The organism is Pseudomonas sp. DL, assembly GCF_047199225.1.
GTDB lineage: Bacteria > Pseudomonadota > Gammaproteobacteria > Pseudomonadales > Pseudomonadaceae > Pseudomonas > Pseudomonas aeruginosa.
Window position 1 is genome coordinate 751,150 of record NZ_CP178323.1, and the last position, 14,275, is coordinate 765,424.

A 14,275-nucleotide genomic window follows, 5' to 3' on the forward strand; every position below is an offset into this window, starting at 1 on the left:
CCCATGGATCTGCCCCCCGATTCCCGTACCGCCCTGCGCGACTGGCTGACCGAGCAGCTCGCCGACCTGCTCGGTGAACCGCTTGCCGACGTGCGCGCCCTGGCGGACGACGACGACCTGCTGGGCTGCGGCCTCGACTCGATCCGCCTGATGTACCTGCAGGAACGCCTGCGCGCGCGTGGCTCGACGCTGGACTTCGCCCAGTTGGCGCAGCGCCCCTGCCTGGGGGCCTGGCTCGACCTGCTGGCCTGCGCGGACCGGCTGTCCGCCCCGGCAACGGTCGCGCTGCCGGCGGCGCAGGATCGCGACCAGCCGTTCGAGCTGTCTTCCGTGCAGCAGGCCTACTGGCTGGGACGTGGCGCCGGCGAGGTGCTGGGCAACGTCAGCTGCCATGCCTTCCTGGAATTCCGCGCGCGGGATGTCGACCCGCAGCGCCTGGCCGCGGCGGCGGAGTGCGTGCGTCAACGCCACCCGATGTTGCGGGCGCGCTTCCTCGACGGTCGCCAGCAGATCCTTCCGACGCCGCCGCTGTCCTGCTTCGACCTGCAGGACTGGCGCACCTTGCAGGTGGACGAGGCCGAGCGCGACTGGCAGGCGCTGCGCGACTGGCGCGCCCATGAATGCCTGGCGGTGGAGCGTGGCCAGGTGTTCCTGCTCGGGCTGGTGCGCATGCCGGGCGGCGAGGATCGCCTCTGGCTGAGTCTCGACCTGCTTGCCGCCGATGTCGAAAGCCTGCGCCTGCTGCTGGCCGAACTGGGCGTTGCCTACCTGGCGCCGGAGCGCCTGGCGGAGCCGCCGGCGCTGCATTTCGCCGACTACCTGGCGCGCCGTGCGGCGCAACGCGCCGAGGCCGCGGCGCGGGCCCGCGACTACTGGCTGGAACGCCTGCCGCGCTTGCCGGACGCGCCGGCCCTGCCGTTGGCCTGCGCGCCGGAAAGCATCCGCCAGCCGCGCACCCGGCGCCTGGCATTCCAGCTTTCCGCCGGCGAGAGCCGGCGCCTGGAGCGTCTTGCCGCGCAGCATGGCGTGACCTTGTCCAGCGTGTTCGGCTGCGCCTTCGCGCTGGTCCTGGCGCGCTGGAGCGAAAGCGCGGAATTTCTCCTCAACGTGCCGTTGTTCGATCGGCATGCCGACGACCCGCGTATCGGCGAGGTGATCGCCGACTTCACCACCCTGTTGCTGCTGGAGTGCCGGATGCAGGCCGGGGTGTCCTTCGCCGAGGCGGTGAAGAGCTTCCAGCGCAACCTCCACGGAGCCATCGACCACGCCGCATTCCCCGCCCTGGAGGTGCTCCGCGAGGCGCGCCGGCAGGGCCAGCCACGCTCGGCGCCGGTGGTGTTCGCCAGCAACCTGGGCGAGGAGGGCTTCGTCCCGGCGGCCTTCCGCGACGCTTTCGGCGATCTCCACGACATGCTCTCGCAGACCCCGCAGGTCTGGCTCGACCACCAGCTCTACCGGGTGGGCGACGGTATCCTGCTGGCCTGGGACAGCGTCGTCGGCCTGTTCCCCGAAGGCCTGCCGGAAACCATGTTCGAAGCATACGTGGGGCTGCTCCAGCGTCTCTGCGACAGCGCCTGGGAGCAGCCCGCCGATCTGCCGTTGCCCTGGGCGCAGCAGGCGCGCCGGGCCCTGCTCAACGGCCAGCCGGCATGCGCCACGGCGCGCACCCTGCATCGCGACTTCTTCCTTCGCGCCGCCGAGGCGCCGGATGCCGACGCGCTGCTCTATCGCGACCAACGTGTCACCCGCGGCGAACTGGCCGAGCGTGCGCTGCGCATCGCCGGCGGCCTGCGCGAAGCCGGGGTGCGCCCCGGCGACGCGGTCGAGGTCAGCCTGCCGCGCGGACCGCAGCAGGTCGCGGCGGTATTCGGCGTGCTCGCCGCAGGCGCCTGCTACGTGCCGCTGGACATCGACCAGCCGCCCGCACGGCGGCGCCTGATCGAAGAGGCCGCCGGGGTATGCCTGGCGATCACCGAGGAGGACGATCCGCAGGCCTTGCCGCCGCGCCTGGATGTCCAGCGCCTGCTGCGCGGCCCGGCGCTGGCCGCCCCCGTGCCGCTGGCGCCGCAGGCGAGTGCCTATGTGATCTACACCTCGGGCTCCACCGGGGTGCCCAAGGGCGTCGAGGTCAGCCACGCGGCGGCGATCAATACCATCGACGCGCTGCTCGACCTGCTGCGGGTGAACGCATCGGATCGCTTGCTGGCGGTCTCCGCGCTGGACTTCGATCTGTCGGTCTTCGACCTGTTCGGCGGCCTCGGCGCCGGTGCCAGCCTGGTCCTGCCGGCCCAGGAACAGGCGCGCGATGCCGCTGCCTGGGCGGAGGCTATCCAGCGGCATGCGGTGAGCCTGTGGAACTCGGCGCCGGCCTTGCTGGAGATGGCCCTCAGCCTGCCGGCGAGCCAGGCCGACTATCGCAGTCTGCGGGCGGTGCTGCTGTCCGGCGACTGGGTGGCCCTGGACCTGCCCGGCCGCCTGCGCCCACGTTGTGCCGAAGGCTGCCGCCTGCATGTGCTGGGTGGCGCTACCGAAGCGGGCATCTGGTCGAACCTGCAGAGCGTCGATACGGTGCCGCCGCACTGGCGTTCGATTCCCTACGGCCGGCCATTGCCGGGACAGGCCTACCGGGTGGTCGACACCCACGGGCGCGACGTGCCGGACCTGGTGGTCGGCGAGCTGTGGATCGGCGGCGCCAGCCTGGCCCGCGGCTATCGCAACGATCCCGAACTCAGCGCCCGGCGTTTCGTCCACGATGCCCAGGGCCGCTGGTATCGCACCGGCGATCGCGGTCGCTACTGGGGCGACGGTACCCTGGAATTCCTCGGTCGGGTCGACCAGCAGGTGAAAGTGCGCGGCCAGCGCATCGAGTTGGGCGAGGTGGAGGCCGCGCTGTGCGCCCAGGCTGGCGTGGAGAGCGCCTGCGCGGCGGTGCTCGGCGGTGGCGTGGCGAGCCTCGGCGCGGTGCTGGTACCGCGCCTGGCGCCACGGGCCGAAGGCTCCATGGAACTACCGGTCGCACAGCCCTTCGCCGGCCTGGCAGAGGCCGAGGCGGTACTCACCCGGGAAATCCTCGGCGCGCTGCTGGAGGCGCCGCTGGAGCTAGACGACGGTTTGCGCCGGCGCTGGCTGGACTGGCTAGCGGACTCCGCCGCCAGCGCGCTGCCGCCGCTCGACGAGGCGTTGCGCCGGCTCGGCTGGCAGGCCGCGGGGCTGACCGCGATGGGCAACGCTCTGCGCGGCCTGCTCGCCGGCGAACAGGCGCCGGCCGCGCTGCTCCTCGATCCCTGGCTGGCGCCGCAGGCGGTGGCCGCGCGCCTGCCGGACGGCCGCGAGGCCCTGGCGCGCCTGCTCGAAGCGCTGCCTACGCCGGCTGCCGGCGAACGCCTGCGGGTGGCGGTGCTGGATACCCGCGCCGGGCTCTGGCTCGACCAGGGCATGGCCTCGCTGTTGCGCCCGGGGCTGGAACTGACCCTCTTCGAACGCAGTCGCGTCCTCCTCGACGCCGCCGCCACCCGCTTGCCGGAACGGATCGTGGTGCAGGCGCTGGACGACGGCCTGCTACCTGCCGAGCACCTCGGTCGCTACGACCGGGTGATCAGCTTCGCCGCGCTGCACGCCTACGAGGCCTGCCGCGAAGGCCTGGCGCTGGCGGCGGCGCTGCTGCGCCCGCAGGGCCGCCTGTTGCTGGTGGACCTGCTATGCGAGTCGCCACTGGCGCTGCTCGGTGCGGCCTTGCTCGACGACCGGCCGCTGCGCCTGGCGGAGCTGCCGAGCCTGTTGGCCGATCTCGCCGCTGCGGGACTGGCGCCGCGTTGCCTGTGGCGCAGCGAGCGGATCGCCCTGGTCGAGGCGCTGGCACCGGGACTCGGGCTCGACGCCGCCGCGCTCCAGGCCGGCCTGGAGCAACGCCTGCCCCAGGCGATGCGGCCCGAACGCCTGTGGTGCCTGCCAAGCCTGCCGTTGAACGGCAATGGCAAGGTCGATCGTCGCCGCCTGGCCGAGAGCATGACCCGCGCACTCGGCGAGTGTCGTCACGAGCCCTCGGCGGAGGAGCCGCTGGAAGCCCATGAGCAAGCGCTGGCCGAGTGCTGGGAAGCGGTTCTCAAACGCTCGGTGTGTCGTCGCGAGGCGAGCTTCTTCAGCCTCGGCGGCGACAGCCTGCTGGCGACCCGCCTGCTGGCCGGCATACGTGAGCGTTTCGGCGTACGCCTGGGCATGGCCGACTTCTATCGCCAGCCGACCCTGGCCGGTCTTGCCCGCCACTTGCAGGCGCAGACCGTCGAAATCGTGGAAGAGGGCGTGCTATGAGCCTCGGCGAACTGCTGGAAACCTGCCGCAGCCGGCGCATCGACCTCTGGATCGAGGCGGGCCGCCTGCGCTATCGCGCCCCCCAGGGCGCCCTCGACGCCGGCCTCGCCGAGCGCCTGCGGGCCGAGCGCGAGGCCCTGCTGGAACACCTGGAAGGCGGCCCTGGCTGGCGCGCCGAACCCGACCTGGCCCACCAGCGCTTCCCACTGACCCCGGTGCAGGCCGCCTACGTGCTGGGCCGCCAGGCGGCCTTCGACTACGGCGGTAACGCCTGCCAGCTGTACGCCGAGTACGACTGGCCGGCCGACACCGATCCGGCGCGCCTGGAGGCGGCCTGGAACGCCATGGTCGAGCGCCACCCGATGCTGCGCGCGGTGATCGAGGACAACGCCTGGCAGCGCGTGCTGCCCGAGGTGCCCTGGCAGCGGCTGACCGTGCATGCCTGCGCGGGGCTCGACGAGGCCGCTTTCCAGGCGCACCTGGAGCGGGTTCGCGAACGCCTCGACCACGCCTGCGCGGCGCTCGACCAGTGGCCGGTCCTGCGCCCCGAGCTGAGTATCGGCCGGGATGCCTGCGTACTGCACTGCTCGGTGGATTTCACCCTGGTCGACTACGCCAGCCTGCAATTGCTGCTTGGCGAATGGCGCCGCCGCTATCTCGATCCGCAATGGACGGCGGAACCGCTGGAGGCGACCTTCCGCGACTATGTCGGCGTCGAGCAGCGCCGACGCCAGTCGCCAGCCTGGCAGCGCGACCGCGACTGGTGGCTGGCGCGTCTCGACGCGCTACCGGGGCGTCCCGACCTGCCGCTGCGGGTGCAGCCGGACACCCGGTCCACGCGCTTCCGGCACTTCCACGCGCGCCTCGACGAGGCCGCCTGGCAGGCGCTCGGCGCGCGCGCCGGCGAACACGGCCTGAGCGCTGCCGGCGTGGCCCTGGCGGCCTTCGCCGAGACCATCGGTCGCTGGAGCCAGGCACCGGCGTTCTGTCTCAACCTGACGGTACTCAACCGGCCGCCGCTGCATCCGCAGCTGGCGCAGGTGCTCGGTGACTTCACCGCGCTCAGCCTGCTGGCAGTGGACAGCCGCCACGGCGACAGTTTCGTCGAGCGTGCCCGACGCATCGGCGAGCAGATGTTCGACGACCTCGACCACCCGACCTTCAGCGGCGTCGACCTGCTGCGCGAACTGGCGCGCCGGCGTGGTCGCGGCGCCGATCTGATGCCGGTGGTGTTCACCAGTGGCATCGGCAGTGTGCAGCGCCTGCTCGGCGATGGCGAGGCGCCGCGCGCGCCACGCTACATGATCAGCCAGACCCCGCAGGTCTGGCTGGACTGCCAGGTCACCGACCAGTTCGGCGGCCTGGAGATCGGCTGGGACGTACGCCTCGGGTTGTTCCCCGAGGGCCAGGCGGAAGCCATGTTCGACGACTTCGTCGGGCTGCTCCGGCGCCTGGCGCAGAGCCCGCGCGCCTGGACCGACGGCGATGCCACGGAACCCGTCGAGGCGCCGCCGCAGGCGTTGCCCGGTAGTGCCCGGAGCATCGCCGCCGGTTTCGCCGAGCGTGCCCTGCTGACCCCCGACGCCACGGCGATCCACGATGCCGCCGGCAGCTACAGCTACCGCCAGGTCGCCCAGCACGCCAGCGCCCTGCGCCGCGTCCTGGAAGCGCACGGCGCGGGCCGTGGCCGGCGGGTCGCGGTGATGCTGCCGAAAAGCGCCGCGCAATTGGTCGCGGTGATCGGCATCCTCCAGGCCGGCGCCGCCTATGTGCCGGTGGACATCCGCCAGCCTCCGCTGCGGCGCCAGGCGATCCTCGCCAGCGCCGAAGTGGTCGCGCTGGTCTGCCTGGAAAGCGATGTCCCGGACGTCGGCTGCGCCTGCGTGGCCATCGACCGGCTGGCCGCCGACAGCGCCTGGCCGCCACCGCCCGCGGCGGAGGTGGCGGCGGACGACCTCGCCTACGTGATCTACACCTCCGGCTCCACCGGCACGCCCAAGGGCGTGATGCTCAGCCATGCGGCGGTGAGCAACACGCTGCTCGACATCAACCAGCGCTACGGCGTCGACGCCAACGACCGCGTCCTCGGCCTCGCCGAGCTGAGCTTCGACCTCTCGGTCTACGACTTCTTCGGCGCCACCGCGGCGGGGGCCCAGGTGGTCCTCCCGGACCCGGCGCGCGGCAGCGATCCATCGCACTGGGCGGAACTGCTGGAACGCCACGCCATCACCCTGTGGAACTCGGTGCCGGCCCAAGGCCAGATGCTCATCGATTACCTGGAGAGCGAGCCGCAACGTCACCTGCCGGGACCGCGCTGCGTGCTCTGGTCCGGTGACTGGATTCCGGTCAGCCTGCCGACCCGCTGGTGGCGGCGCTGGCCGGACAGCGCGCTGTTCAGCCTGGGCGGCGCTACCGAGGCGGCGATCTGGTCGATCGAGCAGCCGATCCGCCCGCAGCACACCGAGCTGGCCAGCATCCCTTATGGCCGTGCCCTGCGCGGGCAGAGCGTGGAAGTCCTGGATGCCCGCGGGCGGCGCTGCCCGCCGGGCGTGCGCGGCGAGATCCATATCGGCGGGGTGGGCCTGGCGCTCGGCTACGCCGGCGATCCGCAGCGCACCGCCGAACGCTTCGTCCGTCACCCCGATGGCCGTCGCCTGTATCGCACCGGCGACCTCGGCCGCTACCTGGCCGACGGCAGCATCGAGTTCCTCGGTCGCGAGGACGACCAGGTGAAGATTCGCGGCCACCGCATCGAACTGGCCGAGCTGGACGCCGCGCTGTGCGCCCATCCGCAGGTCAACCTGGCGGCCACCGTGGTGCTCGGCGAGACCCACGAGCGCAGCCTGGCCAGCTTCGTCACCCTGCATGCGCCGGTGGAGGCTGGCGAGGATCCGCGTACGGCGCTCGACGCGGTGCGCCAGCGGGCGGCCCAGGCCTTGCGCCGCGACTGGGGCAGCGAGGAGGGCATCGCCGCGGCGGTGGCCGCACTCGACCGTGCCTGCCTCGCCTCGTTGGCCGCCTGGCTGGCCGGCAGCGGTCTGTTCGCCAGTGCGACGCCGCTGGACTTCGCCACCCTGTGCCAGCGCCTGGGTATCGCCGAGGCGCGCCAGCGCCTGCTGCGCCACTGGTTGCGCCAGCTGGAGGAGGGCGGCTACCTGCGCGCCGAGGGCGAGGGCTGGCTGGGCTGCGCCGAGCGTCCCGCGCAGAGTCCGGAGGACGCCTGGACGGCGTTCGCCGGCTGCGCGCCGGCGGCGCTCTGGCCGGCCGAGCTGGTCGCCTACCTGCGTGACAGCGCGCAATCCCTCGGCGAGCAACTGGCCGGGCGGATCAGCCCGGCGGCGCTGATGTTCCCGCAGGGCTCGGCGCGCATCGCCGAGGCCATGTACAGCCAGGGCCTGCATGCCCAGGCGCTGCACGAGGCCATGGCCGAGGCCATCGCCGCCATCGTCGAGCGCCAGCCGCAACGGCGCTGGCGCCTGCTGGAGCTTGGCGCCGGCACCGCCGCCGCCAGCCGCACGGTGATCGCCCGGTTGGCACCGCTGGTGCAGCGAGGGGTGGAGGTGGACTACCTGTTCACCGACGTTTCCAGTTACTTCCTCGCCGCCGCCCGCGAGCGCTTCGCCGACCAGCCGTGGGTACGCTTCGGCCGCTTCGACATGAACGGCGATCTTCTCGACCAGGGCGTGGCGCCGCACTCGGTGGATATCCTGCTCAGCTCCGGGGCCTTGAACAACGCGCTGGACACCCCGGCGCTGCTGGCCGGCCTGCGCGAGTTGCTGAGCGCCGACGCCTGGCTGGTGATCCAGGAACTGACGCGCGAGCACAACGAGATCAGCGTCAGCCAGAGCCTGATGATGGAGAACCCGCGCGACCTCCGCGACGAGCGCCGCCAACTGTTCGTCCACACCGGGCAATGGCTGGAGTGGCTGGCGGCACAGGGTGGCGACCTGGCTTGTGGGGTGGTGCCGCCGGGCAGCGCTCTCGACCTGCTTGGCTACGATGTCCTGCTGGCTCGCTGCAAGACCGACCGCGCCCGCCTGGAGCCGGCCGAGCTGCTGGCCTTCGTCGAAGCGCGGGTGCCGCGCTACATGCTCCCGGCGCAGTTGCGCGTGCTCGAACGCCTGCCGGTCACCGGCAACGGCAAGATCGACCGCAAGGCCCTGACCGGCTTTGCCCGCCAGCCCCAGGCGGACCTTCGGCATGGCGTCGCGCAGGCACCGGCCGACGAACTGGAGAATGCGCTGCTGGCACTCTGGAGGGAGGTGCTGGACAACCCGTCGCTGGGCGTCGAGCAAGACTTCTTCGGGGCTGGCGGCGACTCGCTGTTGATCGCCCAGTTGATCGCCCGTTTGCGCGAACGACTGGAAAGCGCCCGCCGGCATCCGTTCGATCGCCTGCTACGCTGGGCGCTCAGCCAGCCGACGCCGCGCGGCCTGGCCGAACGCCTGCGCAGCGCGCCGGACGAGGGCCGTGGGCCAGCCCTGGCCGCGGCGCGCGGCGTCGCCCCGGCGCCGGCCGGCATGTCGCGCGCACCGCTCGCCGAGGGCGCGGTGGCGCTCGACCCGCTGGTGCGCCTGGTGCCCGGCGAGGGCGTGCCGCGGGTGCTGGTCCACGAAGGCCTCGGCACGCTACTGCCGTACCGCCCGCTGCTTCGCGCCCTGGGTGAGGGGCGGCCGTTGCTGGGGCTGGCCGTGCATGACAGCGACGCCTACCTGGCGATCCCCGCCGAGCATCTCAACGCCTGCCTCGGCCGCCGCTACGCCGAGGCGCTCCATCGCGCCGGGCTACGCGAGGTCGACCTGCTCGGCTACTGCTCCGGCGGGCTGGTCGCCCTGGAGACCGCCAAGTCCCTGGTCCAGTGCGGGGTGCGCGTGCGCCAACTGGATATCGTCTCCAGCTACCGGATTCCCTACCGGGTGGACGACGAGCGCCTGCTGTTGTTCAGCTTCGCCGCGACCCTCGGCCTGGATACCGCGGCGCTCGGCTTCCCCGCGCCGGAGCGTCTCGGCCAGGCGGTGCAGGCGGCGCTCGCGCAGACACCGGAGCGCCTGGGCGCCGAGGCGCTGGCGGGGCTGCCGGGCCTGGCCGATCTCGTCGCCCTGCGCGGCCGCGTGCTACAGGCGGCCAGCGGTAGCGCCGACGCCGTCAGCGTCGAACGCGACACCCTCTACCGACTGTTCTGTCACTCGGTGCGTGCCAGCCAGGCCGCGGCGCCGGAGCCCTACGTCGGCGCGCTGCGGCTGTTCGTGCCGGACGCCGGCAACCCATTGGTGCCGCGCTACGCCGAGGCCCTGGAGACCCAATGGCGGGCCGCCGCGCTCGGCGCGTGCGGCATCCACGAGGTGCCCGGCGGGCACTTCGACTGCCTGGGCGAAGCCCTGGCGCAATTCTTGTCGAAACCCATGCCAGAGGAGGCGAGCCGATGAGCGACGTCCGTTCCGTGGTGGTCGCCGGTTCCCGGTTCGGCCAGTTCTATGCCGCCGGCGTCGCCGCCGATCCGCGCTTCGTCCTGCGCGGCATCCTTGGCCAGGGCAGCCGGCGTTCGCGGGCGTTGGCCGAGCGCCTCGGGGTGGAGACCTGGTGCGAGGTCGAGGCGTTGCCGGACGATGTCCGCCTGGCCTGCGTCGCGGTCGGCGGCGCGGCACGCGGCGAGCAGGGCCCGGCGCTGGCCGAGGCGCTGATGGCGCGTGGCATCGACGTGCTGATCGAGCATCCGTTGCTGCCGCGCGAATGGCAGGACCTGCTGCGCAGCGCCGAGCGCCTGGGCCGGCGCTGCCTGCTCAACACCTTCTATCCGCAGTTGCCGGCGGTGGCGCGTTTCATCGAGCTGGGCCGCCAGTTGCATCGCCGGCGCGGCATCCGCCACCTGGACGCGGCCTGCGGGGTGCAGGTCGGTTTCGCCACCCTGGACATCCTCGCCGCGTTGCTGGAGGGCGTCGGCCCCTGGTCGCTGGAGTCGCCCTCGAACGACCTGTCGGCGATGCGCGGGCTGTCCCTGGTGTTGGCGGAAGTGCCGTTGAGCCTGCACGTGCTCAACGAAATGGCGGCCGCCGACGACGGGCGCATGACCTTGTTGCAGCGCGTCAGCCTGACCACCGATCGCGGCACGCTGAGCCTGCTCAGCCCCCATGGCCCGTTGTTGTGGACGCCTGCGGTGGCGGTACCGGCAGAGGATGACGACGGCCTGTTCGCGCTGTTCGACGAGATAGCCGGCGAACCGCTGCCCAGCGCCCAGCTCTGGTATGCCGAACCGTGCAGCTGGGCCCAGGTGCACCAGCGCCTGTGGCCGGCGGCGGCGGCCGAGGCGCTGGCGCTGCTCGCCGACGGCGACGAGGTGCGCCGGCGCAACCAGCGCAGCCTGGAGGTCGCCGCCCTGTGGCAGCGGATCGGCGAGCGCCTTGGCTTCCCCGAGGCGCCGCCGGCGTCGCTGGCGCCGGCGAGCCTGGAACAGGTGCTGGAGCAAGCCTCGTGACCCCGGTGCTGTGGCGCCTGCTGCGCACCTATCGCTGGCGGCTGGCGGCGGCCATGGGGTTGCAGGCCCTGGCCGGGCTCTGCTCGCTGTTGCCCTGGATGCTTCTCGCCTGGCTCGCCGAGCCGCTGGCGCGCGGCCAGGCGCAGCCGGCCCTGCTGGCCCTGGTGCTGCTGGCGGTGCTGGCCTGGCTGGGCTGCCAGGCGCTGGCCGCGCACCTGGCCCACCGGGTCGACGCGGACCTCTGCAACGACCTGCGCCTGCGCCTGCTGGCGCACCTGCAACGGCTGCCGCTGGACTGGTTCGGTCGCCAGGGCCCGGACGGCGTGGCGCGCCTCGTGGAGCAGGACGTGCGGGCCCTGCACCAACTGATCGCGCACGCTCCCTACGATCTCAGCAACCTGTTGGTGGTGCCGCTCGTCGCGTTGCTCTGGCTGGCCTGGCTGCACCCCTGGCTGCTGCTGTTCTGCCTGCTGCCGCTGGTGTTGGCCGCCGCCGGCTTCCTGCTGCTGCGCTCGGCGCGCTACCGCGACCTGGTGCTGCGGCGCAACGCCGCGCTGGAAAGGCTCTCGGCGGACTATGGCGAATTCGCCCACAACCTGCTGCTGGCCCGACAGTACCCCGGCGCCGGCATACAACAGGGCGCCGAGGCGTCGGCGGCGGCCTTCGGCGAAGCGTTCGGCGCCTGGGTGAAGCGGGTCGGCCACCTCGCCGCGCTGGTCTACGTGCAGTTGTCGACGCCCTGGCTGCTGGCCTGGGTCCTGCTCGGCGCGCTGGTCCTGGATGCCCTCGGCGTGCCGCTGGCGCTCGGCCAGGCCTGTGCCTTCCTGCTCCTGCTGCGGGCCCTGGCCGCCCCGGTGCAGGCGCTCGGCCACGGCGGCGACGCGCTGCTGGGCGCGCGCGCCGCCGCCGAGCGCCTGCAGCAGGTATTCGACCAGGCGCCGTTGGCCGAGGGCCGCTCGACCCGCGAGCCGGTCGATGGCGCGGTGGCGCTGCACGGCCTGGGCCATGCCTATGAAGGCGTGGAGGTCCTGGCCGATATCGATCTGGAGCTGGAGGATGGCAGCCTGGTGGCCCTGGTCGGCCCCTCGGGCTCCGGCAAGAGCACCCTGCTGCACCTGCTGGCGCGCTACATGGACGCGCAGCGCGGCGAACTGGAGGTTGGCGGCCTGGCACTGAAGGACATGCCCGATGCCGTGCGCCACCGGCATATCGCGCTGGTCGGCCAGCAGGCGGCGGCGCTGGAGATATCCCTGGCCGACAACATCGCCCTGTTCCGCCCCGATGCCGATCTCCAGGAGATTCGCCAGGCGGCCCGTGACGCCTGCCTCGACGAGCGCATCATGGCCCTGCCACGTGGCTACGACAGCGTGCCGGGACGCGACCTGCAACTGTCCGGCGGCGAACTGCAACGACTGGCCCTGGCCCGTGCGCTGTTATCGCCGGCGCGCCTGTTGCTGCTCGACGAGCCGACCTCGGCGCTGGATCCGCAGACCGCCCGGCAGGTCCTGCGCGACCTGCGCGAGCGTGGCGGCGGCCGGACCCGGGTGATCGTCGCCCATCGTCTGGCCGAAGTCAGCGATGCCGACCTGATCCTGGTGCTGGTCGCTGGCCGTCTGGTCGAACGCGGCGAGCACGCGGCGCTGTTGGCGGCGGACGGCGCCTATGCGCGCTTGTGGCGTGAACAGAACGGCGCGGAGGTGGCGGCATGACCCTGTTCGAACGAATGCGTGCGCTGCCCGAAGACTGCCGTGCCGCGTTGCGCCGGGCGAGCGCCTGGACGGTCCTGGCGGCGCTGCTGGACGCCGCTTGCGGCGTATTGCTGGTGCCGCTGGTCGAGGCCTGGTTCGCCGAAGGCGCGTTGCCCTGGCGCTGGGTCGCCGCGTTGCTCGGCTTGAGCCTGGCGCAGGCGCTGTTGCAGTACCTGGCCCTGCGTCGCGGTTTCGCCGCCGGCGGCTCGCTGGCGGCTGGACTGGTGCGCAGCCTGGTGGCGCGCTTGCCGCGCCTGGCGCCGCCGGCGCTGCGCCGGGTCGCGCCGGCCGAAGGCCTGCTGCGCGGTCCGGTGATGCAGGCGATGGGCATTCCGGCGCACCTGCTGGGGCCGCTGATCGCCGCATTGGTGACGCCGCTCGGGGTGATCCTCGGGCTGTTCCTGATCGACCCGTCCATCGCCCTCGGCCTGCTCGTTGCCGGTGCCGTCCTCGCTGCGCTGTTGCGCTGGAGCGGGCGGCGCAATCTGGCGGCGGAGGATGCCCGGCTGGCCGCCGAGCGCGACGCTGCACGGCAGTTGCAGGCGTTCGCCGAACGCCAGCCGCTGCTGCGCGCGGCGCAGCGCGAAAGCGTCGCCCGCCAGGGGCTGGAAGAGGCCTTGCGCAGTCTCCACCGCAGCACCCTGGATCTGTTGCGGCGCAGCCTGCCCAGCGGCCTCGGCTTCGCCCTGGCGGTGCAGGCGGCGTTCGCCTTCGCCCTGCTCGGCGGCGCCTGGGCGGTGGAGCGGCAATGGCTGGACGGCGCGCGACTGGTGGCCGTGCTGGTGCTGCTGGTGCGCTTCATCGAGCCGCTGGCCCAGCTCACCCATCTCGACCAGGCGTTGCGCGGCGCCTGGCAGGCGCTGGATACCCTGCTGCGGGTTTTCGCCCTGGCTCCGCTGCGCAGCCCCGAGCCGGGCGAGCGGCCGCACGACGCCAGGCTGGCGGCCGAGGCCGTGGAATTGCGTCTGGAAGATGGCCGCGCCTTGCTCGAGGACATTTCCCTGAGGCTGGAGCCGGGTTCGCTGAACGTCCTCGTCGGACCCTCCGGGGCCGGCAAGAGCAGCCTGCTGGCGCTGCTCGGGCGGCTCTACGACGCCGACGCCGGGTGTGTCCTGCTGGGTGGCGTGGATATCCGCCGGTTGAGCGAAACGACCCTCGCCGCCAGTCGCAACCTGGTGTTCCAGGACAACGGCCTGTTCCGCGGCAGCGTTGCCTGGAACCTGCGCATGGCGCGAGCGGACGCCGATCTCGAAGCGCTGCGCGAGGCGGCACGGGCGGTTGGCCTGCTGGAAGAGATCGAGGCCTGGCCGCAGGGCTGGGACAGCGACGTCGGTCCCGGCGGCGCGCTGCTGTCCGGCGGCCAGCGGCAACGCCTGTGCCTGGCTCGCGGGCTGCTCTCGACGGCGCCGTTGCTGCTGCTCGACGAGCCCACCGCCAGCCTCGACGCCGCCAGCGAGGCGCAGGTGCTGCGCAGCCTGCTCGGGTTGCGCGGCCGGCGCACCCTGCTGGTAGTGACCCACCGCCCGGCGCTGGCGCGTCAGGCCGACCAGGTACTGCTGCTGGAGGAGGGGCGCCTGCGCCTCAGCGGACGTCACGCCGATCTGCTCGTCCGGGACGACTGGTATGCCGGTTTCGTCGGGCTGGCGGGCGAGGAAAGTTCCGCGACGGCCGTGGATCGATAGAGAAAGACCGGCAATCGAAAAAGCCCCGGAGATGATTTCTTCATAATGATAAGCATTATCAAATC

Annotated in this window: 5 protein-coding genes; all 5 read left to right on the plus strand. The window is 72.6% G+C overall.

The window, feature by feature from the left end; genetic code table 11:
* The first annotated feature begins 3 nt into the window (after positions 1-3).
* From pchE to pchI, 5 genes are read left to right on the plus strand one after another with little or no spacing between them, the layout of a single operon-like run.
* Entirely contained in the window at positions 4-4,308 is a 4,305-nt protein-coding gene (gene pchE / locus ACI766_RS03600) for a pyochelin non-ribosomal peptide synthetase PchE (protein ID WP_076938828.1), read from the plus strand.
* Positions 4,305-9,734 carry a pyochelin non-ribosomal peptide synthetase PchF gene (gene pchF / locus ACI766_RS03605; RefSeq protein ID WP_412828490.1) on the plus strand — a complete coding sequence of 1,810 codons (5,430 nt, stop codon included), beginning with the start codon at positions 4,305-4,307 and terminating at the stop codon, positions 9,732-9,734. Before pchE ends, pchF begins: the two co-directional genes overlap by 4 nt.
* Positions 9,731-10,780 carry a pyochelin biosynthesis thiazoline reductase PchG gene (pchG, locus tag ACI766_RS03610; RefSeq protein WP_023091011.1) on the plus strand — a complete coding sequence of 350 codons (1,050 nt, stop codon included), beginning with the start codon at positions 9,731-9,733 and terminating at the stop codon, positions 10,778-10,780. Before pchF ends, pchG begins: the two co-directional genes overlap by 4 nt.
* Positions 10,777-12,489: an ABC transporter ATP-binding protein PchH gene (pchH, locus tag ACI766_RS03615; RefSeq protein ID WP_412828491.1), complete on the plus strand. Its 1,713-nt coding sequence runs from the start codon at positions 10,777-10,779 to the stop codon at positions 12,487-12,489. The genes pchG and pchH overlap by 4 nt, the downstream gene beginning before the upstream one ends.
* Positions 12,486-14,210 (plus strand): ABC transporter ATP-binding protein PchI, encoded by a 1,725-nt coding sequence (gene pchI / locus ACI766_RS03620; RefSeq protein WP_087823947.1) that lies wholly within the window; start codon positions 12,486-12,488, stop codon positions 14,208-14,210. Before pchH ends, pchI begins: the two co-directional genes overlap by 4 nt.
* Positions 14,211-14,275 lie beyond the last annotated feature (65 nt).

Coding starts and splice junctions, on each gene's coding strand:
- pchE (WP_076938828.1), top strand. CDS start 4: ATGGATCTGCCCCCCGATTCCCGTACCGCCCTGCGCGACTGGCTGACC.
- pchF (WP_412828490.1), top strand. CDS start 4,305: ATGAGCCTCGGCGAACTGCTGGAAACCTGCCGCAGCCGGCGCATCGAC.
- pchG (WP_023091011.1), top strand. CDS start 9,731: ATGAGCGACGTCCGTTCCGTGGTGGTCGCCGGTTCCCGGTTCGGCCAG.
- pchI (WP_087823947.1), top strand. CDS start 12,486: ATGACCCTGTTCGAACGAATGCGTGCGCTGCCCGAAGACTGCCGTGCC.